We start from the raw sequence: 24,706 nt of genomic DNA, 5'->3' as shown, positions 1-24,706 counted from the left end.
CGTGTTTTTTGGCATCGGTTCGAGGGGGCGCTGCCCCCGCCCGTTCCGGGCCCCCCGGAGTTTTCGGATCAGAAGAATAAAGGCCCTGCCCTATGCTGTCCTATCAACATCTTTACCACGCGGGAAATCTGGCGGATGTGCACAAGCACGCAGCTTTGTCATGGGTGCTGTCCTATATGACCCGCAAGGACAAACCGCTGACCTATGTGGAAACCCATGGCGGACGTGGGCTTTATGATTTGTCCGCGCCTGAGGCGGTGAAAACCGCAGAGGCCGCAGCGGGGATTGAGGCGGTCGCGGCTTGGTTTGAGGGCACGGCCTACGAGGATGTTTTGGCCGCCTGTCGGGCCGACCATGGGGACCGCGCCTATCCTGGCAGCCCGTGGATCGCGTCCCATCTTCTGCGGGGCGATGATGTGCTGCACATCGCGGAACTGCACCCGCAAGAGCATGATGCCTTGTTGGACAACGTGCCCGCCGCCTACATCCACCATCAAGACGGGTTTGACATGGCCTATTCCGTCTGCCCGCCCATCCCGCGCCGCGGACTGTTGGTTGTGGATCCGTCCTATGAGGTGAAGGACGAGTATCTGGAGGTGCCCAAGCACCTGATAAAACTTGCCAAAAGCTGGCCGGTGGGTGTGATGATCCTGTGGTATCCTTTGTTGACCGACGACCGCCATAGGCCGATGGTCAGAACGCTGAGCCGTGCTTTTCCTGACGCGCTGCGCCATGAGGTTGGCTTTCCCCCTGCGCGGGAAGGGCACCGGATGGTGGGGTCCGGCCTGTTTGTGGTGAACCCGCCGTGGGGGCTGGATGAGATGTTGGGCACATTGGCGACGCGATTTAAGTCGCTTTGAGGCTTGCCCCCGCGCGGGGTCTGCCTACACTCCTCCCATGTTTGACCGTATCATTGCCCGTCTGCGGGCCGCCGCCACCGAAATCACCCCCATGCCAGAGGCCGACGCGCGCCATGCGCTGGGTGCGTTGCTGGTACGTGTGGCCAAGGCCGATGGGGCCTATCTGTTTCAGGAGATTGAGGAAATCGACCACCTGCTGGCCGATCTTTATGCGCTGAATGCGGTGGAGGCCGCCAAGATGCGGGCGGAATGTGAACGTCTTGAAGGGGCGATGCCCGACACCCAACAACTGGCCGGCGTTTTGAGCACGGCGATTTCGCCCGAAGAACGGGATTTGTTCGTGCGCGCCCTTTGGCAGGTCGCGGATGCGGACGGCCAACGCCATGAACGTGAACAGCAGGTTGTGGCGATCGCCACCGAAACCTTCGGCATGGCACCGGAGGCCGCAGCCGCATTGCGCGGCTAAGGGTTGGCCTTTGCCGCAGCCCCGCCTATATCCACCCCATGTTTGCTGATTTGTTCAAGCGCCTGACCGCGCCCGACCCCGCCCCTTTGTCTGATACCGATGCTCGCGTGGCCCTTGGTGCGCTTCTTGTGCGAATTGCGCGCACGGATGGCACCTATGACCCCGACGAAAAGGCCCAGATCGACGCGGTTTTGATGTCGCGCTACGGGCTGTCCGACACCGACGCGCAAGCGCTGCGGGCTGAGTGTGAGGCGGCGGAGGCCGAGGCCCCCGATACCGTGCGCTTCACCCGCGCCATCAAGGATGCGGTGCTCTATGACGACCGGATGGGCGTGATCGAGGCCCTGTGGACGGTCGTCATGGCCGATGGCAAACGTGACAAGGCCGAAGACGCCCTGTTGCGGATGGTTGCGCCCATGTTGGGCGTGTCCGATCAAGACAGCCACAAAGCGCGGTTGCGCGTCTCGTCCGACGGCTAGTCATGATCGCAAGTCTGCCCATGTATGACCGGCCTGAAGCACAGGCCGCAAATGATGCCCTGTGGGCCGCCGTGCGCGACAAGCTGGGCTATGGGCCTGACCGGTTGGACCGCACAACGCCTTTTATTGACACCTGGGCGCACCCCGATCTGGTGCTGGGCCAGATTTGCAACCTGCCCTACCGCGCCCGGTTTCGCGATCAAGTGACCTTGTTGGGATGCGGGGACCACCGGTTGGACGACACACCTGCCGGTTACTACCATTCGGTCTTTGTGGTGCGCAAAGATGACGCGGCGCGGGGGCTGGCACCGGCTGTTTTGGGCACATTCGCCTACAACGAGGCGCTGTCCCAATCGGGCTGGGGGGCGCCCGTGACGCGGATCGCGGCCCAAGGGCTGCAATTCAAATCGACGTTGCAAACAGGATCACATCTGGACAGCCTGCGCGCCGTGGCCGAGGGGCGCGCCGATCTGGCGGCCATTGATGCGGTCACATGGGCGCAGCAACTGAAATGGGAACCGCAGGCGCAGGACTTGACCGTCATCGAGCGCACGGGCCTGTCACCGGCACAGACCTTTGTGACTGCAAAAGGCCAAGACCCCGCCCCCATCCGCGCTGCCTTGGCCGAGGCGATTGATAGCTTGGACGCCGCACACAAAGACGCGCTGCACCTCTATGGGTTCGTCACTTTGCCCGACCGCGCCTATGACATTCCCTTGCCGATTGCCCCTATGACCCCATTGCATTCGGCTGCAATTTAGGTCCTAGTCTGCTGGTCCATCTATGCTGAGGCGCAATGACCGATCCTGTCATCGAAATCCGCAACCTTCACAAAGCCTACGGCGATCTTGAGGTCCTCAAAGGCGTCGATATCACCGCGCCCCAAGGCCATGTGATCAGCCTGATCGGGTCCTCCGGGTCGGGAAAATCGACGCTGCTGCGCTGTGCGAACCTGCTTGAAGACAGCCAGCAGGGCGACATTCTGTTTTGTGGCGAACCGGTCAGCTGGAAAGGCGCGGGCCCGTCCCGCCATCCGGGCGACCGCGCCCAGATGATCCGCATCCGCACCAACCTCAGCATGGTGTTTCAACAGTTCAATCTGTGGGCGCATATGACCATCCTGCAAAACGTGATGGAGGCCCCGGTGACGGTCCTGAAACGCGACCGAGCAGAGGTTGAGGCATCGGCGCGCCGTTACCTCGACAAGGTGGGGATCGGGGACAAATGCGATGCCTATCCCGCGATGCTGTCGGGGGGCCAACAACAGCGCGCGGCGATCGCACGGGCCCTGTGTATGGAACCCAAGGCGCTGTTGTTCGATGAACCGACATCCGCGCTGGACCCTGAGCTGGAACAGGAAGTCGTCCGCGTGATCAAAGACTTGGCCGCCGAAGGGCGCACCATGTTGGTGGTGACCCATGACATGAAAATGGCCCACGATATCTCGCACCATGTGGTGTTCCTGCACCAAGGCCTGATCGAAGAACAAGGCCCACCCGCCCAGCTGTTTGGTGCGCCCAAATCGGACCGTTTGCGCGGCTGTTTGTCGGTCACGGCCCCTGCATGATGCGCTTTGCGATCATATTGGCTCTTTTGGCCCCGCCTGCCACAGGGCAGGATTTGACCATCGCCACCGGTGGGCACTACCCCCCCTATATCTTCAACCCCAGCACGGCGGAGGCCACGGGCCTCGACAAGGCGCTGGTGGATGAACTTTGCGACCGTGGCGGATACAGCTGCACGTGGGTCGATCTGCCCATGGGCGACATCTTTCAGGCCTTGGCGCGGGGCGACGTGGATGTGGTGACGGGCGGCTTCGGGTATTCGGCAGCACGCGACGATATTGTGGATTTCACCTGTCCCTATGTGTCCTCTGGCGATGACACGGGCGATCTGATGGCGCTCAGCGATGATATCGACCTCAATACTGCCCGCATCGGCGTGCTGGACCAATCCCTGTACCAAAGTGCTATGGCACAGGCGGGCCGCAGCACCAAAGCCTATCCCACCGAAGAGGCCGCCCTCGCGGCGCTCACACAGGGTGAGATCGACGTGGTGTTCGGATCGCACAACGCGCGCCTTTTGGCCGGCGACAGCATCACGATCATCGGCACCTACCCCACATTCTCCGGCGGATCGGCCTTGGCCATCTCGGAGACGGCCCCACAATTGCGCGCCGACCTCGACGCGCTTCTGGCGGAGGTTTCCGCCGACGGAACACTGTCCCGACTGCATGTGCAGTGGTTGGGATCAGATCAGGGCGATGTGATCGCCCGCTGCAACGACATAAATGCACTCACATAACCAACCAGGAGACCACTCATGAAAAACCTGATCCTCACCTCCGCCGCACTGGCCCTCACCGCTGGAATGGCCATGGCCGACGGCCATTCCGTTGTCCGCATGGGCACCGAAGGCGCCTACGCGCCATGGAACTTCCTCAACGATGCCGGCGAAGTCGACGGCTTTGAGCGTGAACTGGGCGATGAGCTTTGCGCCCGCGCCGAGCTGACCTGCGAATGGGTCACAAACGAATGGGACAGCATCATCCCCAACCTCGTATCCGGTAACTACGACACCATCATCGCGGGCATGTCCATCACGGCAGAGCGCGACGAAATCATTGATTTCACGCAAGAATACACGCCTGCTGATCCGTCCTCCTATCTGGCACTGGACGCCGCCCTCGACGTCGAAGGCGCTGTCATCGCAGCCCAGACCGGCACCATTCAGGCGTCTTTCATTGCCGACCAAGGCTGGACCGTTGTTGAATTCGCCACACCCGAAGAAACCATCGCCGCTGTCCGCAACGGTGAGGCCGACGCAGTTCTGGCCGACAAATCCTTCCTCGTCGGTGCCATGGACGGCCAAGACGATCTGGTCATGCTGGAACGCGAAGAATCCATCGGCGGCGGCGTCGGCATGGGCGTCCGCGAAAGCGACGCTGAGCTGAAAGCAGCCTTTGATGCGGCCATCACATCCATGAAGGAAGACGGCTCTCTCAACACGCTGATCGAAAAGTGGGAAGTGGCCTCCACCTTCGAATAAACCTTGATTGCCGCGCGCGCCGGTCCTTTTGAGTCGCGCGCGCGGTCCTCTTTCATCTGGCCAAAAAACTCACTTCCAACCTGACGACTGGGCACCGCCATTTTCAGCTATTGCACCGATCCGACTACCCTTGAGGGGCTTTCATGGCTGTCTTGCTACCTGACCACGGGCAAGCACATGGGGTTCTATTGGTCGTTCGTCACCGTGCTCACACTGTTGGCGATCACAGCACCCCTGTCGTTGACCTTCGGCTTTGGCGGCGCCATGGCCGCACGCTCCAAAATCGCGCCGCTGTCGTGGATCGGCAAAGGCTACATCGCAATCGTGCGCGGCGTGCCGGACATCGCCTTCTTTTTGTTTTTCGTCATCGCACTGGACCAAGGCCTCGAAGTGCTGCGCCACTACGCGCTATGCCCCGACTGGCCGGATGCCATCCGTCAGGGCAATGATTTTATCGTCTGCCAAGACGCGAAACTGCCTCAAGGCAACGCACCGCAATGGGTGCACGAAATCTATGGCTTTTCGCTGGCGGTCTTCACCTTTGCCATCGTTTTTGGCGCCTTCGCCGCCAACGTCCTTTATGGCGCCATGCGCGCGGTCCCCAAGGCCCAGTTGGAAACGGCAGAGGCTTACGGCATGACCCGCCGCCAGACTTTCTGGCGCATTGTGGTTCCGCAAATGTGGGTCTACGCCCTGCCCGGTTTGGGCAACCTGTGGATGGTGCTGATCAAAGCCACGCCTCTGCTGTTTTTGCTCGGCGTCGAAGACGTCGTCTATTGGGCCCGCGAATTGGGGGCCACAAAGACCCCGCGCTTCACCGACTACCCCCACGGCGACTGGCGGATGTATTACTTCTTGGCGCTACTGGTCTTCTATCTGGCCTTCACCCGCGTCTCTGAAATCGTCCTCGACCGGCTCATGCTACGTCTGACCAAGGGGCAGGCCACATCGGGCGGCGAAGCCCAAAGGCGGGCCGCGACATGACCCCACACGCAACGGCACACCAAAATTCCGGAATTTTGGTCCCCCCTCACACACAAGGGACCTGAGACATGGAAGAGTGCCTCCAGACCATTTCGCAATACGCCTTCCGCTCCATCGGGTTCGGGGAACGTCTGTTGCCGCGCAGTGACTATACGCTCTGTCAGCAATTCACGCTGATTGGTTCTGGCATGATCTGGAACATCTATTTCGGCACTGTGGCCCTGCTGGCAGGCTTCTTTCTGGCCACCGCCGTGGCCTTGGGAAAGGCCTCCAACACCCGCATCATCCGCAAACTCAGCGAATGGTTCATCTTCTTGTTCCGCGGCTCGCCACTGTTTATCCAGTTCTTCTTTGCCTACTTTTTCTTCCTATCGCTCAAAGGCCAATACGCCTTCTTCGACCCGTTCACTGCTGCGTGGCTGGGGGCGCTTATTGTTCTTTTCCTCAACACCTCCGCCTACACAGGTGAGATTTTCTACGGCGCGCTGCAATCCATCCCCAAAGGCGACACCGAAGCCGCCGATGCCTATGGCCTGTCCGGCTGGTCCCGCTTTCGCCGCGTGATCTGGCCTACGATGCTGCGTCTGGCATGGCCGGCCTATACCAATGAGGCGATCTTTCTGTTCCATTCCACCACACTGGTCTTCTTCACTGGCTTTCCCGCGTGGCAACAACGGGGCGATGCGCTGTATTACGCGAATTTCTTTGCGGACAAGACGTTCAACCCCTTCGTCCCCTACCCCATTCTGGCGTTCTATTTCATTGTGTTGACGCTCGTGATCATCGTCCTGATGGGCCGCATCGGTCGCCGCCTCAACAGCCACCTTCCGCAGGATGCGAAACGCCCCCGCGCGCGCTTTCTGCCGCAAATCATCCGGTAAATCCCATGTTTTGGCTACACGACAATCCCCATATCAAAACCATCCGCGTCGCGGCCTCGGACCTCAATGGCGTGGCGCGCGGCAAACGGATCCCGTCGCGGTTTGCGCAAAAAATCGAAGAAGATGGCACGCGTTTTCCGTTGTCTGTGCTGAATCTCGACATCTGGGGCGAAGACATCGACAACTCCCCGCTGGTGTTTGAAGCAGGCGACCCCGACGGCGTGGCCATGCCCACCGACCGTAGCTTCATGCCGATGCCATGGCTCGACAGCCCCTCCGCCCTGCTGCCCATGTGGATGTTCCGCGAAGACGGCCGCCCCTTTGACGGCGATCCCCGCCATGCGCTGAACGCGGTCCTCAAACGCTATGCCGCGCGCGGGTTGACCCCCATCGTCGGGACCGAATTGGAATTTTATCTTGTGGATGACAGCGGCAAAGACCTACAGGTCGTCCCCTCCCCACGGTCTGGCAAACGCAGGCCCGGTGCCGAAATCCTCAGCCTGCGGGCGCTGGATGCCTTCGATCAGTTCTTCACCAAGCTGTACGACGGGGCCGAGGCGATGGATATCCCCGCCGAAACCGCCATCTCTGAGGCCGGTCTGGGCCAGTTCGAAATCAACCTCTCCCACGGGCCCGCGATGAAAGCCGCCGATGACGCGTGGCTGTTCAAACTGCTGGTGCGGGGACTGGCACGCCAACACGGGTTCGCGGCGTCCTTCATGGCCAAACCCTATGCGGAATATTCCGGCAACGGGATGCATGTGCACTTTTCCGTACTCGACGAAAACGGCACCAACATCTTCGACAACGGCGGTCCAGAGGGCACAGCCGCCCTGCACCACGCCATTTCAGGCTGCATGACAGCGCTGCCCGCCTCCGCACTGATCTTGGCGCCCCACGGCAACAGCTACGACCGTCTGGTGCCCAACGCGCACGCGCCCACATCGATCTGCTGGGCCTATGAAAACCGCACCGCAGCCATTCGCGTGCCGGGCGGCCACCATAAGGGTCGGCGCATTGAACACCGCGTGGCGGGGGGCGACGTGAACCCCTACCTGATGTTGGCCGCCGTGCTGGGCGCGGCCCTCACAGGCATCGAAGACGGCACCATGCCGCCCGCCCCCATCACCGGCAACGCCTACGATCAGGGCCTGCCGCAACTGCCCGGCGACTGGAACGCCGCCATTGACCGTTTTGAGGCGGACCCCACCATCGCGCGCATTTTCCCCACGGAATTGATCCGCAACCTCACCGCGACCAAACGCCAAGAGGCGAGTGAATACGCGACCCTGTCGGATGAGGAAAAGATCGACCTCTACCTCGATACGGTGTGACCACCGCGCGGCAAAGATGATCCGCTGCAACCGGCATTAACCTTAACGCCACCCTCACCGTTACCCGCCCCGCCCTCGGGCCGAAACGCGACCTCCCCCTTCATCTGGCCCGAAAAACTCCCCCCGGAGGGTCGGTCTGCCCCGCATCCCCCCGCTTGCGGGCGGCCCTCACAGCGTCTAACCTATCCCAAACCCACAAGACTGGTGCTTCATGAAAATCGGCATTCTGCAAACCGGCCACGCCCCTGACGAGGTCCGGGACGAACTTGGCGACGTCAACGACTTCTTCATCCGTCTGCTGGACGGGCAGGATTTCACCTTCGACACCTACGCGGTTGTTGACGGGGATTTCCCCGATGGGCCGACCGATTGTGACGGCTGGCTGATCACCGGATCAAAACACGGCGCTTACGAAGACCATCCGTGGATCCCCCCCCTCGAAACCCTGATCCGCGACGTCTATGCAGCCGGTGTTCCGCTTGTGGGCATCTGTTTTGGCCACCAGATTATCGCGCAGGCCTTGGGCGGCAGGGTCGAAAAATTCGACGGTGGCTGGGCCGTGGGGCGTCAGACCTATGACTGGCAGGGCAAAGAGGTCGCCTTGAACGCATGGCATCAGGATCAGGTGACAGCCCTGCCCAAAGACGCCACGCCCCTCGCCTCGAACGCCCATTGTGAAAACGCGGCGCTGGTCTATGACAACCGCATTTTTACGCTACAGGCACACCCTGAATTCGGGGATCAGATGATCGACGGCCTTATTCAGGCCCGCGCCGGTTCCGTCCCGCCGGACCTGATTGCGCAGGCCAAGACCAACTTGGGCAAAGACAATCACAACGCGCGACTGGCCGCCCAGATCGGCACCTTTTTCAAGGAGCGTCACCTGTGAACTGGATGGACAAAATCCCCCAAGCGGCCCGCGATTATCTTGAAAAGAACCGTCTGGATGAGGTCGAGTGTATGATTTCAGACCTGCCCGGCATCGCCCGTGGCAAGGCCGTTCCAGCCGCCAAATGGGGCAAGCAAACCCAGTTCCACCTGCCCGAATCCATCTTTTTTCAGACCCTTACAGGGGGCTGGGGGGAAGCCGCGGGCGAGGCAGGCTTTACCGAACCCGACATGATCCTCAAACCAGATTATGCCACCGCCACCGCCGCCCCCTGGACTGAGGACGGCACGTTGCAGGTGATCCACGACGCTTACGGGACCAATGACGAACCGGTGCAATTCAGCCCCCGCAACGTCCTCAAACGGGTGGTGGATCTATATAAGAAAGAAGGCTGGACGCCTGTTGTCGCCCCCGAGATGGAATTCTTCCTCGTGGCGCCCAACACCGATCCCGCCAAGCCGATCGAACCCATGATCGGACGGTCGGGGCGTCCCGCCGCCGCCCGTCAGGCCTATTCCATGACGGCTGTCGATGACTATGGCCCCGTCATTGACGACATCTACGAATACGCCGAAATTCAAGGCTTTGAAATCGACGGGATCACCCAAGAAGGCGGCGCGGGCCAGCTTGAAATCAACCTCAACCACGGCGACCCTGTGGAACTGGCCGATCAGGTCTTTTTCTTCAAACGTCTGCTGAAAGAGGCCGCTCTCAAGCACAATTGCTTTGCCACCTTTATGGCCAAACCCATTGAAGATGAACCAGGCAGCGCCATGCACATCCACCATTCCATCTTGGACAGCGAGGGCAACAACATCTTCGCGGGCCGCGATGGGGAGGAAACGGACGCCTTTTTCCACTTCATCGGAGGGCTGCAAACCCACCTGCCCTCGGTCGTGGCCGTCATGGCGCCCTACGTGAACAGCTATCGGCGTTATGTCAAAGACCACGCCGCACCGATCAATCTGGCTTGGGCGCGCGACAACCGCACCACCGGCATCCGCGTGCCCCTGTCCAGCGCCAACGCGCGCCGCGTTGAAAACCGTCTGGCAGGCATGGATTGCAACCCGTATCTGTGCATCGCGGCCTCGCTTGCGTGCGGATACCTCGGCATCAAACAGGCCATCACCCCCGAAGACCGTTTCGAAGGAGACGCTTACGAAGGCGAAGGTGCCCTGCCGCAGGGCCTGTGGGCCGCCTTGGATTTATTCGATGCAAACACGGATATGCACGATGTCCTCGGACCGGATTTCGCACGCGTCTATTCCATCGTGAAAAAGGCGGAATACGAAGAATTTCTGCAGGTCATCAGCCCGTGGGAGCGTGAACACCTCCTTCTCAACGTATGATCCGGCTGGCCTCCCTCGGTGTGCTGCTGGCTGCAGGCGTGTTGGCCTATCTGGGCTTTGCACTCATGCGCGGCTCCGGTGGTGATCCTTCTGAGACACCCGCTGACGTCGCGGAGGCAACGGCGCCGCCTGCGCCGCAAGCCCAGTCAGCATCACAGGCCGCACGCCTCTATTTCCTGCAAGATCAGGACCTCACGACCGGTGAACTGGCCCTGATCCTGCACGGCGCAGGCCCCCAAGGTGAGGATTTAATCGTCACCGACACCGCTGCCCTGCAAGCAGCCCAAGCCGACGCCTCCGTCACATCCGAAAGCACGACGGGGCAGGTGTTTGGCGCGATCGTGCTGGCTGTTATGGGCGTCCCACCCGAACAGATGATCGCGTCGCTTTACCGCAATGACAGCCTCGTTTTGCACGTCACCTGCGCCAGCACGACCTGCGGTGATTTCGCCGAGGATGGTCACGTCGATCTGGCGGGGCTGGATGCTGTGGCGGACCCGCTGATCCGAATTGACGACAGCTATGATGACTACACGTCCTACCTTGATGCGCTGACCGCCATTGCCGCCGATCCGGATTTCGCGCTGCTGGGCCTGCGGCCAAACCGTGATGAAACCCATCCCGTGGCGCAAAGCACGCCCAAAGCCTCTATGGCGTTGCCCACGATCGTGCGCCCTGCGGATCAACCGCTTGATGTGAACACCCACACGGCGCTTCTGTCGGCCCTGCTTCAAGACACCCTGCCGGAGGGAATATCTGTCGACGCCGTCACCATCCGCGATCTTGGTCCGCCCGTGGTGGTGGATGCGGACAACGGGCGCCCTGCCACGGCGGGCGGTCAACCGATCCTCTTTCCAGCCGTGCGGTTCTACACGCCCTATGTTGCGATTTCCGGCGCGTCTGATTTGCCGGATCAAACGCTTGAGGCCTTGACCGAACAGACCCTGTTGCGGGTGGATTACGCAAGTGACGCCAAAGCTTTCATCGCGTCGCTGGGCGTGCCCTGCCCCGACTGCTTCGACATCGAAGCACGCGGCGACACATATGCGGCGGCCACCGTCATCCACCGTCAGCCCGAAACCTATCCGCTGTCTTACTACGACCTGCGCGAAGCGCCATGACCAACGCGCTTTATCGCAACGACCGACCGGCCACCTTCCCGCCCAGCTACTACGCGGCGACAGCCGCCATCCCACCCGAACGCGCCGCGCTGCGTGGCCAACACCGCGCTGATGTTTGTGTTGTGGGCGCGGGATACTCAGGGCTCATGGCTGCGTTGGACCTGGCCGAGGCGGGCATGGATGTCATCGTGCTGGACGCCCACCGCGCAGGCTGGGGCGCGTCGGGGCGCAATGGCGGGCAAGTGGGCAGCGGGTTCAACAAAGATCAACGCTGGCTGTCCGCACGGCTGGGGTCTGGCCCCGCCCGTGCGCTGTGGGATCTGACGGAAGAGGCGAAAACGCTGCTGAAATCGCGCCTTGCCCAACATGCGCCTGACGCGCATTTCAAACCCGGCATCGCCCATGGAGCTTATGACGCGGTTGAGGCGCGCCACCTGCGCGATGAGGTCGAATACCTGCGCCGCACCTACGGCTACCAAGACGCCGAACCGCTGACCCGCGATGCTTTTCTGGCCATCGTCAAATCGCCCCAATATGCCGGTGGGCTGTTGGATATGGGGGCCGGTCACATTCATCCGTTGCGCTACGTGCTGGGGCTGGCGGCAGCTGCCGAACGGGCCGGCGTACGCATTTTTGAACGCTCCGAAGTGCACCACATTGATCAGAAAGACCCCGCCGTGGTCGCCACCGGCCACGGGCGCGTGACAGCGGATTTTGTGATCCTCGCGGGCAATGGCTATCTGCCCAACCTCAACCGGCATGTGGCCGCGCGGACCATGCCGCTCAATTCCTTTATCGCCGCCACAGAACCCTTGGGCGACCGCGCGGCAGAGGTCCTGACCCGTGACATCGCCGTCGCGGATGAGAAATTCGTCGTCAATTATTTCCGCCTGTCTGATGACAAACGGCTGCTGTTCGGGGGCCGCGAAAACTACACCGTGGCCTTCCCCCGAAACATCGAACCGGAATTGCGCAAACGCATGGAAACCATGTTTCCGCAGCTCAAAGGCGTCCGCATAGACTACACTTGGGGCGGCACCTTGGGCATCACGCCCACACGTTTGCCTCTGATCACACGGACAGCGCCCAATATCCTCAGCGCGGGTGGCTTTTCCGGCCACGGGGTCGCCCATTCGGGCTTTGCGGGCAAGCTGATGGCCGAGGCCGTGCGCGGTCAGGCCGACCGGTTCGATGTCTTCGCAAGCCTGCCAACCCCCGCCTTTCCAGGTGGCACCATGCTTCGCGCGCCTTTGCTGGCCGCCGCAATGACGTGGTATTCCCTGCGGGATCGTCTGGGCCTTTAGGCCTCCAGAAAACCCGCAGCGGTCCCTTTTCATCTGGCCAAAAAAACTCAAATTCCCCCCCCGCAGCCTGCGCGACAGTCACTGGCTTGTCACAAACCTGATGTTAGATTACATGAAATCAAACTTTAGGTATTCTGAAATGACATGTCCTGACGTCACAGCTTCTGAACCCATACCCGACGCCGCCTTGGCTGAGGTCACACGTCTTTTGGCGACCGGTGACCTCTTTCGCTACACGGCCCCCGAAAACGCTCCGGTGGCCTTGTTGGAACGCGATTTTGCGGCGCTGATGGGCAGCACATACGCCCTCGCCGTGTCGTCCTGTTCGGCTGCTTTGTTTTTGTCCCTTAAAGCGCTGGCTCTCCCTGTTAACGCCCGCGTTTTAATCCCCGCATTCACCTTTGCCGCAGTGCCCAGCGCTGTTGTGCATGCAGATTGTGTCCCGATCTTGGTTGAATGCGGGGCGAATTACCGCCTCGATCTCAAAGATTTCGCAGCCAAACTCCCAAGCGCCGAAGCTGTTATCATCAGCCATATGCGCGGCCATACGTCGGATATGGATGCGATCATGGCGCTGTGTGACGCGGCCGGCGTCCCTGTGATCGAAGACGCGGCCCATTCAGTTGGCACCACATGGAACGACCGTAAAATCGGGACCATCGGCAAGATCGGGTGTTTCAGCTTTCAAAGCTACAAGATGATCAACGCCGGCGAAGGCGGCATATTGGTCACCGATGATGCCGATCTTGTGGCCCGCGCCATCATCATGTCGGGTGCCTATGAACACACATGGATGAAACACGCCGTGCCCGCTGATGTGATGGCAAGGCATCAAAACAAACTCCCTCTCTATAATTTGCGGCTGTCAAACCTGTCTGGGGCCATCATCCGCCCGCAATTGCCCGAATTGGACCGCCGCGTGCGAGATGGGCGCCGCAACCACGATCATGTGGCCGCCCGCCTGAACGCATCCCCCAACCTCATTGTCCCACCAGCCCTGCCCGCCGAGGCGCGCGCGCCGGATTCGATCCAGTTCAATCTGGTGGGTATGACCGACACCCAAACCCGCGCCTTTGCCAGTGCCTGCGCCGCCAAAGGCCTGAAGGCGCAGATTTTCGGGCAAAGCACGGACAATGCGCGCGCTTTCTGGAACTGGCAGTTCCTAGGGGATGCGCCTGATCTGCCACAGACCCGTGCCATGCTGATGCGCGCCTGCGATGTGCGCCTGCCCGCCCGATTGTCACTAAAAGACTGTGACATCATCGCGGACATCATCCTCACGGCAGCGTCCGAAGCCACAGCGCAGCACGCGGCTTAAAGCAGCTTCATCACATCACGCAGCCATGGCGTTTGGTCCACGGCGGGACCAACGACACGGTCGGTCAGGACCGTGCGCAGCTGGGCGGCCATCTGGCTCGGCATCTCCCCCAAGACACCACGACGTGCAGTCAGTGATATCCGGCGTGAGAACGGCTCAAGCGGCAATTCCACCAGATCGACCTGTTGGCGGAACCGTTGGGTGTGCAGCCAGCCCAAAGGCGTCAGGATCGACCACCCCGCCCCGGCAGCAACCATCGCCATGATCGCATGATAGCTGTCCATTTCGAAACGCCCCGTCAGGTTGACGTTCTGGCGCGCCAGATGATCCGCGATGACCCGCCCCATGTGGTGCCGTGTGGTGTAGTGTACGAAGGGCATCCGCCGCAGTTGTCGCGCGATATCACCACCGGTTAACGCCCCTTTGGGGACTGCGGCGACGAAAGGCTCCTCCATCAAAGGATGGACCTCCATCCAATCGGCGGCGGCCCCGATGTCACTGGCCACGATCACGTCGAGGCTGCGGGCCTCCAGCAGATCATGCAACCGGTGCGACGCGCCGGTTTCCAACAGGAATTGGCAGGTCTTGAGGTCTTCGCCCATCCCGCTCAGAAAGCGGGGCGTCACATCCGCGTCAAAATCCTCAATCATCCCCAAACGCAAACGCATCAAGCGGCTGAGATCGGCGAGGGCGATTTCGGATCGCGCCTGTTCGGCCTCGTTGAGGATGGCATTGGCCCGACGCAAGAACATCTCACCCGCCGGTGTCGGGGTGACAGGCCGGGCAGAGCGGTTCAACAATGCGGTGCCGATGGCCCCTTCCAAAGACGTGAGCTGCTGGGACACCGTCGCGGCCGATGTCGACAGCCGCTTGGCCGCGCCAGAAATCGACGCCTCCTGCGCTGTGGCCACAAAGACCTCAATATTCCAAAGGGTGATGCGTCCGGCGGAGTGTGACATAGGGCGACCTCTGCACCGTTAATGCGCAATTAACCACCGCGCAGCAAGCATAAGGGATGATGTACGAAAGATTCGCATACCGCCCGCCTCACATGCGACAGGATTGGCTGTCGCAAATATTTCAATGCCGCGCCGCGCAGACCGGTGGAGTCATCAAACGTCAGATATTTGACGTTGAACGGGAGGTCGGCATGTCCGTCTTAATGCGCGAGGTGCGGCGCCGTGGGTTTCAAATGATCCGGACCAAACACCATGTGGTTATTGTCTGTGACCCGGATCGGGTCGAAGTGCTCGTCTGACCAATAGTCAGGCCATGCCTTTGCGTCCTAACAAAATTAGCTAATTTTGTTATTTGCCCAACTTCGACAGTTTTTCCTGCAAAGACGCCAGTTCCGCTTTGATGTCGGCCAGATCCTCACCACCGGTTGATTTGGACTCGTCGGTCTTGGGCATCATCCCGCCGGTCATGGCCTTCATGAAGGCCTCTTGTTGGGCGCGCATAGCCTCAAATCCTGGCATTTGGGCCAGCGGGTTCATCCCGCCCATATTTTCCATCATCTTGGACTGGCCGTTTTGCAGCATCTCAAAGGATTGTGCCAGAAACTGCGGCACCACGGACATAGACTGTGACGTGTAAGACCGCACCAGATCGGTCAAAACATCCACCGGAAGCACGCTTTCGCCACGGCTTTCGTGTTCTGCGATGATCTGCAAAAGATACTGCCGCGTCAGGTCATCCCCGGATTTCAGATCAACAATCTGAACTTCCCGCCCCTCGCGGATAAACGTCGCAATATCTTCCAACGTCACATAGTCGCTGGTTTCGGTATTATAGAGCCTACGGCTCGCGTAGCGTTTGATAAGCAGGGGTTGTGATGTCTTGGCCAACGGGCGCCCTCCCAAGCGGTGTTGCAGTGCAGAGAAGCCTAGGCCGCGCCGCAGCGAAAAGAAAGCCACAAAAAACAAGGCCCCGCTGCCGGGAGGAGCAGCGGGGCCTATTAAACGTCGGCGCCAATTAGGGAGGAGGAAAGCGCCCGGCGTCTGTTTACTTCGCAGTCGCAGCTTTCTTGGCAGCGGCTGTCATGTCGTTGGTCGCTTTTTTCGCAGCAGCGGACATGTCCTCGGACATGTCTTTGCCAGCGGCCATCATCAGTTCGAGTGTTTCTGTCTGAACTTTCTTGGCGATCTCAGCGAAGGCGGCCATGTGCTCGGCTGCAGCTTCGGCGGATGCGGATGCGAAGTCTGTCATCGACTTGGCGTAGTCAGCAGGCTCGGATTTGGCTTTGGACAGGTCTGTCATTTTGGACAATGTGTCTTGTGCCCATTTCGCGGACAGCTCAGTGGATTTCTGAGCGGCGTCGATGGTCACGGAGGACAGCTTTTCGGTCAATGTCGCCTGCGTTTTGTACGCGTCTTCCATTGCTTTTGTGTCCACGGGGAATGCGCCCATCATGTCTTTCATAACGGCGGTGAAGTCTTGTGTCTTAGCAGCCATTGGATAGCTCCTTAAAAATTCTACCGGATCATCCCGGTGTTTCTGCAACTGCAACCTATCTAAATGCTGCAGCGCGGCATTTCAAGTTTTTTTCCGCACTGCAGCATAAAAAGCCCGCACCTAGGTCAACCGATTGAAAAGAAGGGTGGAATCGATCCAAACCCCTTATTTTCGGGCCTCAAAAGGTGCGCATTGCGAAAATGTCGCACCACCTATGCGGGTAGTACATACCGTCCGGGCGCTGGTGCGATGGGTTTGAATTTCTCCGACCCCGGTGTGCGGGCCGCGACCTTTTTACCGGATTTCTTGGACAGCCAGCTGTCCCACATGGGCCACCACGACCCGTCATGTTGTGTGGCCGTCGCCTGCCAGTCTTCGGGCGTCAGCGACAAATCGTCGTTGGTCCAGTGACCGTATTTGTTTTTTGACGGCGGGTTGACGATGCCCGCAATATGGCCCGATCCGGACAGGATGAACGTCTTGTCCTTCGATCCCATCTTCTGAACACCACGGTAGGAGGATTTCCACGCGGCGATGTGATCGGTCTCACAGGCGATGGCGCAGAGCGGCACGTCAACGTCGCCAATTTGCGCCAGACAGCCCGCGACCTCAAACCCGTGGCCGCCCGCGAACGAGTCGTCCTGACACAGCCCCCGCAGGTATTCGACCGCCATTTTGCCAGGCAGATTGGTGCCGTCGCCGTTCCAATAAAGCAGATCAAACGCAGGCGGTGCCTCCCCCATCATGTAATTGCGGATGGCGGGCTGATAGATCAGATCACGGGAGCGCAGGTAGCTGAAGGTCCGCGACATATAAAAACTGTCGAGGTAGCCGTCGCGCATGACTTCCGCTTCAATCCCGTCGACGAAATCCTCCTCAAGGAAAACGCCGACCTCACCACGGTCCGAAAAATCGGTGAGAGTGGTAAAGAAGGTGGCGGAATTGACGTAGTCGAGGCCCCGCTGCTTAAGAACCGACAACGTCAGCGACAACGTCGTGCCCGCGATGCAATAGCCCACGGCGTTCACCTTTTTGACGCCGCAAATGTCACGCACGGCCTCAAGGGCGGTGATATATCCGTCCTCCACGTAATCGGACATGCCTACATCGCGGTAGGTGGCATCGGCGTTGACCCAACTGACCACGAACAGGGTGTAGCCCTGATCGACGATCCATTTGATCAGCGAATTCTGCTCTTTAAGATCAAGAATGTAGAATTTGTTGATCCAGGGTGGGAAAATGATGAGCGGCGTCGCGTGGACCTTTTCGGTCGTGGGCGCGTATTGGATCAATTCAAACAGATGGTTGCGAAAAACGACCTCCCCCGGTGTGGTGGCAAGGTTTTCGCCCACCTTGAAGGCCGACTTGTCCGCCAGTGACACGACCAGTTCGCCGTCGTTGGCCTCCAGATCGGCGATCATGTTTTCAAGACCGCGCACAAGGCTCTCCCCTTCGGTTTCGACCGCTTTGGTCAAGGCGTCGGGGTTGGTCGCCAAAAAGTTGCTGGGCGACAGCATGTCGATGATCTGGCTGCTGAAATATTCCAACCGGCGTTTGTCCGCAGGCTCAAGCCCGTCGATGTCGCCCAGTGTTTTTTCGACCGCCTGCGCGTTCAGCATGTACTGCTGTTTGAGGAAGTTGAAATAGGGATGGGTCTGCCACAGCGGGTTGGTGAACCGTTTGTCCGTCGGGGTCGGATCCTCGGGCGCCTGCAATTTGCCCTGCGCCAAGGCCTGCTGGGCATCGACGAAATGCTGCAACGTCGCGCCCCAATAGCCGACCTGCTGTTCGATCAATTTGGAGGGATGCTGCATCACATCTTGCCAATAGGCGGCCCCCGCTTTGGCATAAAGATCGGGGCTGGGGCCCTGCAAATCCTGCGGCACGGACCGTTTGGACGACATCACTGTCATCAACCGTTGGGTCAATTCCTGAATGCGTTCCATGTTGTGTTCAAGGGCCGGAAGGGCCGCTTTGGTGGCGTCGTCACCAGGCGCGTTCGATCCATCTTTAGTCATATCGCAGTTGCCCTTCGGAGATTCAGGTGTATTGTGCAAGCGCAGCATTGCGCGGTTGTCTAACAGTATAACCCACAATGGTCCCTGCGACCAATGTGCGGAGCGTCAGGCCGATATGCGGCCCGCCCATACCGCCAACGAAAGTGAGGCTTCTCATGCGTTATATGGCCACCTACGATCTGATGGAAACCATGCGCAACACCAACGAATGGCTGGGCGCGTCCGCGCGGGCCATGTCGTCCTACCCTGTTTTCGCGCTCTGGCCCAATCCGGCCATGGAAATGATGCGCGCCTGGGGTGAAGTGACCGAACGCAGCTTTGCGCGCATGGTGGCCAAGCCCGACTGGAACATCGACAACTTCACCGCCGAAGACGGGCGTGATCACATCGTGTCGACCCGCAAGATGGTGGAAAAACCCTTTGGCGATCTGATCCATTTCCGCATTGCGGGCCGCCATACCCGCAAACGCAAGGTGCTGCTGGTGGCGCCCATGTCCGGCCACTACGCAACGTTGCTGCGCAAGACTGTGATCTCTCTGCTGCCCGATTGCGAAGTCTATATCACGGACTGGCACAACGCCCGCGACATTCCTGTCAGCGCCGGCAAGTTCGATGTTGAGGATTACACCCTTTATCTAGCTGATTTCATGCGCATTTTGGGGCCAGACACCCACGTCATCGCTGTGTGCCAGCCTGTGCCGCTGACCCTGGCCGCCACGGCCTATCTGGCCGACGAAGACCCCGAAGCGCAGCCGCGATCGCTGACGTTGATTGGCGGGCCGGTTGATCCAAACGCCGCCCCCACCGAAGTCACGGATTTCGGCCATTCGGTCACCATGGGTCAGCTGGAAGAAACCATGATCCAGCGGGTTGGCTTCAAATACGACGGCGTGGGCCGCTTGGTCTATCCGGGCCTGTTACAGCTGGCGTCCTTCATCTCAATGAACGGCGAAACCCACGCCAAGGCCTTCCAGAACCAGATCATGGCCGTGGCAAAGGGTGAGGCATCGGATCACGACAAGCACAACATCTTCTATGATGAATATCTGGCCGTCATGGACATGACGGCGGAGTTCTATCTGTCGACCGTGGAGCGTATTTTCAAAAACCGCGAAATTGCGAAGAACGAATTTGTAGTGGATGGGCGAGCTGTCGATTTTGGCAAGATCACAAACGTGGCCGTCAAGATCGTAGAGGGCGAGAAGGATGATATCTCCGCGCCTGGACAATGTCTGGCAGCGTTGGATTTGTTGACAGGGCTGGACGACAGCAAAAAGGCCGCACATCTGGAACCTGGGGCCGGTCACTACGGCATCTTTGCAGGCAAAAGCTGGCGCAACAACATCCGCCCCTTGGTGCTGGATTTCATCGACGCAAATGCAAGCGCGCCCAAAAAGAAGGGCAAATCCTAAAATTCGGGAATTTTAGGACCCGCGCCAAAATTCCCGAATTTTGGCCGCCTTACCGCAAAACCAGCGGCTGACGCATCCATTCGTACAGCGCTTCGGTCACGCCTTCGGGGTCTTCCAGCATGGCCATGTGGCCCACCCCATCCAGAACGCCCAATTTGGCGTAAGGGATCAGCTCTGCCATGAATTCCTGCCGTTTCAGCGGCACCACCTGATCATCGGACCCGGCCAAAACCAACGTGGGCTGGGTGATCCGGCGCAACGTTCCTTGCTGGTCCCGTCGGCGCTGCATCGCCGGTTCCTGACGCGCGTAGATATCGGCCCCGAGCGAAAACGCCATATCCTGCAGCTCAGTCATCGCCGCCTGTTGGCTCGGCCCCCGCCCCACGTAGCGCGGCAGCAATTCAGCCTCGAGCATCTGTTCAAAACGGCCCGCCTTGGCCCCAATCATGCGCGGTTCGCGGTCGGCGGCCTCTTGCGGGGTGTCCATGAGGGCGTTGGTGCCGATCAAAGCCAGACGGATCACCCGTTCGGGCGCACGGCGGATCAGCTCCAACGCGACGATCCCGCCCATCCCGTGCCCACAAAGCGCAAACTTGGTCGGCAAGGAAGACAACAGGCCGGATGCGATCTCCTCAATCCGGTCGCCGGTGCACACGGGCGCGACCGTCACGGGGCGTTCATAGCTCAAGACCGTCAGTTGGGTGGCCCAAACGCGCGCATCGCACATCATGCCGGGCAATAAAACCAAGGGTTCTGCCATCTTCGCCTTCCGGATCACGGGGTTGCCTGTGGGGCCGATTGTTCATGCCCACACCCCAGACGCAACCCCTTTTCGGACCCTCTAGAGGTCTTTCGCCCAAGCAATGATCCGGTCTGCCAAGGGTGCGGTTTGGCCCGGGCTGAACACATCACCGGCCATCACCTGCCCCATGGCGTCATCATCCGGCCCCCGGCGCAGCACATCTGTCGTCACCGGCCCGCCCCAACGCGCCATCACGGCCCGTATTTTGGCCGGATGCACCACCTGATCGTCCTCGCAGAAGGCAAAATAGGCGGGGGTGCGGATGGCCTCAATCGGGGCTGCGAGTGCGGCGCGCACAGCATCTGCCATGGTGTAGACAGCCTGCGTGTCATATTTCACCGTCCAAAGGGCCGCATGTTCGTCCGATATCGGGTCAAAACTGCGGGTGCGACCGGCCACCAGATGCCCCCATCGGCGCACGCCGGGGAGTTGGAGAAGCATCTGCGCCATCACATGACGCAGCCCGAAATTGGGGGAGATATGGACGATCCCCTTCAGGTCCTCTGGCCGAGCAGCCGCCTGCGTCAGCAGCGTGCAGCCCGTAGAACAGCCTATGACGATGACCTCATCCCCCAGCATGCGGCCAATGGCCAAGGCTTCGGCCACATCGGCTTCCCAATCGGGCAGCCGTGCGCGGCCCATGGCGGCGCCGTCCTGCCCGTGGCCCGCCAGCCGTGCAAAATAGAGGTTCGCACCAAGCGCCTGCGCCACCCTGTCCGGTAGGGGCCGGACCTCAGCTGCGGTGGCGGAAAAGCCGTGGACATAGACGATCGCGAGGGGCGTTTTCACACCCGCCTGCCCCGCCCAGACCACCTGTTTGCCGCAGCGCGGACGCACACCGCCTGCCTTGGCCTCGCACGCCTCCAACCACGCGTCCAGACGCCCCAGATCAGGCAGCATCAAGAACCCTCCGCGCCAAGGGCTGATAGAGCGCCAGCAACAGGATCGCGGAGACCGCCAAAATGCCCGCAGGCACCAGCGTCACCGCCCAATGGAGCGCGTCCAGTGCTTGTGCCGTTTGCTCGGTGCGGCCTTGGGTCGTCTCAACCCAGCCATAGGTGCTGAGGATCAGGCCAAGGACCAAAGGCGCCAAGGCGTTGGCCGCCTTTTGTCCGAAAAGCCAGATGGCGGAAAACGCGCCCTCGATGGCCTCCCCCGTTTGGGCGCGGGTGACATCCATCAGGTCGGGGTAAATCGCCCAAGGGATTTGTTGGTAGGACCCGTTGGTCATCCCCGCCAACACGAACATCCCCGCCACGATGGTCACATTCACCGACGGCAACACGGCATACAGCCCGTACAGCAGCGCAACATACAGCATCAGCCCCACGAACAGCGCGCCCACCTTCCCTAATCTGGCCGAGGCATAGACCCATCCCGCCTGGCTCAGGATTGACCCGACCGTGAAGGCCGCAAACATCAGGCTGAGAACCGTCAACGCCGCTGCCGCCCCGGACAAGGGCGTGTAGCCCGTATCATTGACCAGATAAATCGCGGCAAAAGGCAAACCGGCTGTGATCAGCGCAATGGCCAAGGTCATGATGCCATAAAGAACGGCCAGCATCACAAAGGCCTTATTGGAAAAGACCAGTGTCAGCATCCGCACCGGACTGACAGAGGACGGCGTGTCAATGCGCGGCGCACGGCGGGTGGCAAAGACCGACAGCCAAATCGCACCGATAATGAGGGGGCTAACCGTCAAGGCCGCCGTGCCGTAGCCAGAACCAGCAGCAATGCCGGGGATCAATGCGCCGCCGACAAGAATGCCGACACTGGCAAATCCCATGCGCCATGCCGTCATGGCGGACCTTTCGCGGGGGTCCTGTGTGACCTCACCAGCCATGGCACCGTAGGGAATGGCGACCATGGTAAAGCCCAAGGTTGCCAACATGAAAAAGCCCAAGACCCACGGCAGGGCCGCAACCCCCACCAGCCCCTCGGGCGTGGAAAACAGCCCGACCATGCCCGCAACCATCACGACGGCACCGCTGACCATCCACGGCGCACGGCGGCCCCAACGGGTGTGGGTGCGATCACTGAAATAGCCCACCAAGGGATCGGTGATCATGTCGAAGATCAAAACGCCCGTGGTGGCCAAACCCGCGACCTCAACCGGCACTCCAAGAACCGAGGTCAGGTAGGCAAAAACCAACAACTGTTTGACCACCACGAAGACGACCACGCCCATATCCGCAAGGCCCCAACCGGCCTTTTGTCCCATCGATAATGCCATTGACTGCTCCTCCCAAAGCTTGTGGCAAACCCTAGACAGAACTGCGCTGAGGCCCAAAGCAAAACGTAGGGTCACACCAAAATTCATCGAATTTTGGTCCGGCGCTTAAATTCGATGAATTTTAGCCCGCCAGCACCTCATCCAAGGCGCGTTCGATCACGGGCAAACACTCCGGTGCCGAAAAGGAATGATCCGCGCCCTTCACCAAGGTCAGCCGCGCATCGTCGCAGATCAAGTGATCCAGCAGTCTTGTGCCCCAGTCCACCGGCACAGAGGTGTCCGCCGTGCCCATCACCAGACGCACAGGGCAGGCCAGTTTCAGCGGATCACGCAAAACCAGCCGGTCGCGGCCCTCTTCGATCAGCCGCTTGGTGATGATGTAGGGCTCACCGTAGTCCGATGGCAAAGCGACACGGCCTTCGCGCATTAGTTTGGCGCGCATCACGTCATCAAAGCCGGCCCAGAACCCGTCTTCGGTGAAATCCGGTGCGGCCGCGATGCCCACAAACCCCGCCACACGGTCCGGCATCGCGCGCGCCACCAAAAGCGATATCCACCCCCCCATGGAGGATCCCACCAAGACAACCGGTCCGTCGATCCGGCCCAGCACCGCACAGGCGTCTTCGAACCAATCGCCGATGGCGCCGTCGGTGAACTCACCGCCGCTGATCCCGTGGCCGGAATAGTCGAATCGCACGAACGCCTGCCCCCGCGCCTTGGCCCAGTTTTCAAGGAAAATGGCCTTCGTGCCTTCCATATCCGACTTGAGCCCACCCAGAAAAACCACCGTTGGGCCGGTGCCGGGTGTCATGTGATAGGCGATATCCCGCCCTTGGTCGGTCACTATTCTTTCAGCCATTTCAAACTCCCGCCTGATGTTTCGCGCAGCATATCGCGGCGATGGGATGAGGTAAAATACGTTACCTTATTATCACGTGACTAAATACTCACCTATAATGATCCCATGGAACTGATCTTCAAAGCCCTCTCCGACCCGACCCGCCGTGCGCTTCTGGATGCACTGCGCCGCACCGATGGCCAAACCCTGTCCGAACTTGAGGCAACCCTTGAGATGACGCGCTTTGGCGTGATGAAGCACCTGCGGCTGCTTGAAGACGCGGGCCTTGTGATTTCGCGCAAGTCGGGGCGGTTCAAACATCACTACCTGAACGCAGGACCCCTGCAGGACCTGATGGACCGTTGGGTGGCCCCTTTCCTCCAACCTCAGGCCAAGGCGCTAAGTGATCTGAAAGCAAAGCTCGAAAAGGATTCCAAAATGTCAAAACCCGATTTCATGATGCAAACCTTTATCCGCTGCACCCAAGACGCCCTATGGGATGCACTGACCCAGGCCGATGACATGGCGCGCTATCATTTTGCCTGCAACACCGTGCAGGGCAATGTGGCGGTGGGTGAAACGACAACATTCATTTTTCCGAATGGTGAGGCAATGCTGCGTCAGGTCACGACTGCGCTGGACCCCAAATCAAAGATCGCCATGACCTTTGACCCTTTGTTCATGGGCCCCGACGCCCCGCCCAGCCACATGGTCTATTTGATTGAAGCCCAAGACGACACCTGCAAGCTGACGATTGAACACTACGACATGGCCCCCGGACAAGAGGGCTTTGCCGAAGGTTGGGCGCGTTTGGCGGCCTCTCTCAAGTCTTTCCTCGAAACCGGCGCGCCTCTCAAGGCGGCGATGTAAGGAGCAGCTTCAGGGATTTCCCACAGAACTCGGCATTCTCACCTGC

Annotated in this window: 25 protein-coding genes; 17 read left to right on the top strand and 8 right to left on the bottom strand. The window is 60.1% G+C overall.

Annotated elements, in window-relative coordinates; all coding sequences use genetic code 11:
- The first annotated feature begins 92 nt into the window (after positions 1-92).
- From rlmJ to ACTG36_RS03195, 15 genes are all read left to right on the top strand, one after another.
- Positions 93-860: a 23S rRNA (adenine(2030)-N(6))-methyltransferase RlmJ gene (gene rlmJ / locus ACTG36_RS03265; RefSeq protein ID WP_375281021.1), complete on the top strand. Its 768-nt coding sequence runs from the start codon at positions 93-95 to the stop codon at positions 858-860.
- A gap of 37 nt (positions 861-897) precedes the next feature.
- Positions 898-1,326, top strand: a complete 429-nt coding sequence (locus tag ACTG36_RS03260) for a TerB family tellurite resistance protein (protein WP_375281022.1) — start codon at positions 898-900, stop codon at positions 1,324-1,326.
- 38 nt (positions 1,327-1,364) lie between these two features.
- Complete coding sequence (locus tag ACTG36_RS03255; protein WP_375281023.1) at positions 1,365-1,805, top strand: TerB family tellurite resistance protein; 441 nt, start codon at positions 1,365-1,367, stop codon at positions 1,803-1,805.
- 2 nt (positions 1,806-1,807) lie between these two features.
- Entirely contained in the window at positions 1,808-2,566 is a 759-nt protein-coding gene (locus ACTG36_RS03250; RefSeq protein WP_375281024.1) for a phosphate/phosphite/phosphonate ABC transporter substrate-binding protein, read from the top strand.
- A gap of 35 nt (positions 2,567-2,601) precedes the next feature.
- Positions 2,602-3,372 (top strand): ABC transporter ATP-binding protein, encoded by a 771-nt coding sequence (locus tag ACTG36_RS03245; RefSeq protein ID WP_439141440.1) that lies wholly within the window; start codon positions 2,602-2,604, stop codon positions 3,370-3,372.
- On the top strand, positions 3,369-4,109 hold the full coding sequence (locus ACTG36_RS03240) for a substrate-binding periplasmic protein (protein WP_375281026.1): 741 nt from the start codon (positions 3,369-3,371) through the stop codon (positions 4,107-4,109). The genes ACTG36_RS03245 and ACTG36_RS03240 overlap by 4 nt, the downstream gene beginning before the upstream one ends.
- Before the next feature lie 18 nt (positions 4,110-4,127).
- On the top strand, positions 4,128-4,853 hold the full coding sequence (locus ACTG36_RS03235) for a transporter substrate-binding domain-containing protein (protein WP_375281027.1): 726 nt from the start codon (positions 4,128-4,130) through the stop codon (positions 4,851-4,853).
- Positions 4,854-4,952: 99 nt separating this feature from the next.
- Positions 4,953-5,837, top strand: coding sequence for an ABC transporter permease (locus tag ACTG36_RS03230; protein WP_375281082.1), 885 nt, complete (start codon positions 4,953-4,955; stop codon positions 5,835-5,837).
- Positions 5,838-5,905: 68 nt separating this feature from the next.
- Entirely contained in the window at positions 5,906-6,718 is an 813-nt protein-coding gene (locus ACTG36_RS03225; protein ID WP_375281028.1) for an ABC transporter permease, read from the top strand.
- A 5-nt stretch (positions 6,719-6,723) separates the two neighbouring features.
- Entirely contained in the window at positions 6,724-8,052 is a 1,329-nt protein-coding gene (locus tag ACTG36_RS03220; protein ID WP_375281029.1) for a glutamine synthetase family protein, read from the top strand.
- A gap of 211 nt (positions 8,053-8,263) precedes the next feature.
- Entirely contained in the window at positions 8,264-8,941 is a 678-nt protein-coding gene (locus tag ACTG36_RS03215) for a type 1 glutamine amidotransferase (protein ID WP_375281030.1), read from the top strand.
- A 5-nt stretch (positions 8,942-8,946) separates the two neighbouring features.
- Positions 8,947-10,290: a glutamine synthetase family protein gene (locus ACTG36_RS03210; protein WP_439141510.1), complete on the top strand. Its 1,344-nt coding sequence runs from the start codon at positions 8,947-8,949 to the stop codon at positions 10,288-10,290.
- Positions 10,287-11,411, top strand: a complete 1,125-nt coding sequence (locus ACTG36_RS03205) for a hypothetical protein (protein WP_375281031.1) — start codon at positions 10,287-10,289, stop codon at positions 11,409-11,411. The genes ACTG36_RS03210 and ACTG36_RS03205 overlap by 4 nt, the downstream gene beginning before the upstream one ends.
- Entirely contained in the window at positions 11,408-12,715 is a 1,308-nt protein-coding gene (locus ACTG36_RS03200) for an NAD(P)/FAD-dependent oxidoreductase (RefSeq protein WP_375281032.1), read from the top strand. Before ACTG36_RS03205 ends, ACTG36_RS03200 begins: the two co-directional genes overlap by 4 nt.
- A 139-nt stretch (positions 12,716-12,854) precedes the next feature.
- On the top strand, positions 12,855-14,033 hold the full coding sequence (locus ACTG36_RS03195) for a DegT/DnrJ/EryC1/StrS family aminotransferase (RefSeq protein ID WP_375281033.1): 1,179 nt from the start codon (positions 12,855-12,857) through the stop codon (positions 14,031-14,033).
- Here the strand turns inward: ACTG36_RS03195 and ACTG36_RS03190 are convergent.
- The 4 genes from ACTG36_RS03190 to phaC all read right to left on the bottom strand — a co-directional run bounded on the left by ACTG36_RS03190 (position 14,030) and on the right by phaC (position 18,505).
- Entirely contained in the window at positions 14,030-14,992 is a 963-nt protein-coding gene (locus tag ACTG36_RS03190; RefSeq protein ID WP_375281034.1) for a LysR family transcriptional regulator, read from the bottom strand. The two genes, ACTG36_RS03195 and ACTG36_RS03190, sit on opposite strands and share 4 nt — an antisense overlap.
- A gap of 348 nt (positions 14,993-15,340) precedes the next feature.
- On the bottom strand, positions 15,341-15,880 hold the full coding sequence (phaR, locus tag ACTG36_RS03185; RefSeq protein WP_375281035.1) for a polyhydroxyalkanoate synthesis repressor PhaR: 540 nt from the start codon (positions 15,878-15,880) through the stop codon (positions 15,341-15,343).
- Between the two features lie 157 nt (positions 15,881-16,037).
- Positions 16,038-16,487, bottom strand: a complete 450-nt coding sequence (locus ACTG36_RS03180; RefSeq protein WP_375281036.1) for a phasin family protein — start codon at positions 16,485-16,487, stop codon at positions 16,038-16,040.
- A gap of 212 nt (positions 16,488-16,699) precedes the next feature.
- Positions 16,700-18,505, bottom strand: a complete 1,806-nt coding sequence (phaC, locus tag ACTG36_RS03175) for a class I poly(R)-hydroxyalkanoic acid synthase (RefSeq protein ID WP_375281037.1) — start codon at positions 18,503-18,505, stop codon at positions 16,700-16,702.
- 155 nt (positions 18,506-18,660) lie between these two features.
- On the opposite strand from phaC, the gene phaZ reads away from it, so the two are divergent.
- Positions 18,661-19,917, top strand: a complete 1,257-nt coding sequence (gene phaZ / locus ACTG36_RS03170) for a polyhydroxyalkanoate depolymerase (RefSeq protein WP_375281038.1) — start codon at positions 18,661-18,663, stop codon at positions 19,915-19,917.
- A gap of 49 nt (positions 19,918-19,966) precedes the next feature.
- On the opposite strand, the gene ACTG36_RS03165 is transcribed toward phaZ, so the two are convergent.
- From ACTG36_RS03165 to ACTG36_RS03150, 4 genes are all read right to left on the bottom strand, one after another.
- A complete protein-coding gene (locus tag ACTG36_RS03165) occupies positions 19,967-20,677 on the bottom strand; it encodes an alpha/beta fold hydrolase (protein WP_439141434.1) in 711 nt (236 codons plus the stop codon).
- An 81-nt stretch (positions 20,678-20,758) separates the two neighbouring features.
- Entirely contained in the window at positions 20,759-21,619 is an 861-nt protein-coding gene (locus ACTG36_RS03160; RefSeq protein WP_439141432.1) for an alpha/beta hydrolase, read from the bottom strand.
- A complete protein-coding gene (locus tag ACTG36_RS03155; protein ID WP_439141430.1) occupies positions 21,609-22,952 on the bottom strand; it encodes an MFS transporter in 1,344 nt (447 codons plus the stop codon). The genes ACTG36_RS03160 and ACTG36_RS03155 overlap by 11 nt, the downstream gene beginning before the upstream one ends.
- Before the next feature lie 121 nt (positions 22,953-23,073).
- Complete coding sequence (locus ACTG36_RS03150; RefSeq protein WP_375281041.1) at positions 23,074-23,811, bottom strand: alpha/beta fold hydrolase; 738 nt, start codon at positions 23,809-23,811, stop codon at positions 23,074-23,076.
- Positions 23,812-23,916: 105 nt separating this feature from the next.
- Here ACTG36_RS03150 and ACTG36_RS03145 point away from each other — a divergent pair, with 105 nt between their 5' ends.
- Complete coding sequence (locus ACTG36_RS03145; protein ID WP_375281042.1) at positions 23,917-24,660, top strand: ArsR/SmtB family transcription factor; 744 nt, start codon at positions 23,917-23,919, stop codon at positions 24,658-24,660.
- Positions 24,661-24,706 lie beyond the last annotated feature (46 nt).

The sequence above is a fragment of the Pseudooctadecabacter sp. genome (genome assembly GCF_965657175.1).
Classification (GTDB): Bacteria; Pseudomonadota; Alphaproteobacteria; order Rhodobacterales; family Rhodobacteraceae; genus Octadecabacter.
This window is presented reverse-complemented; position numbering and strand designations above follow the sequence as displayed.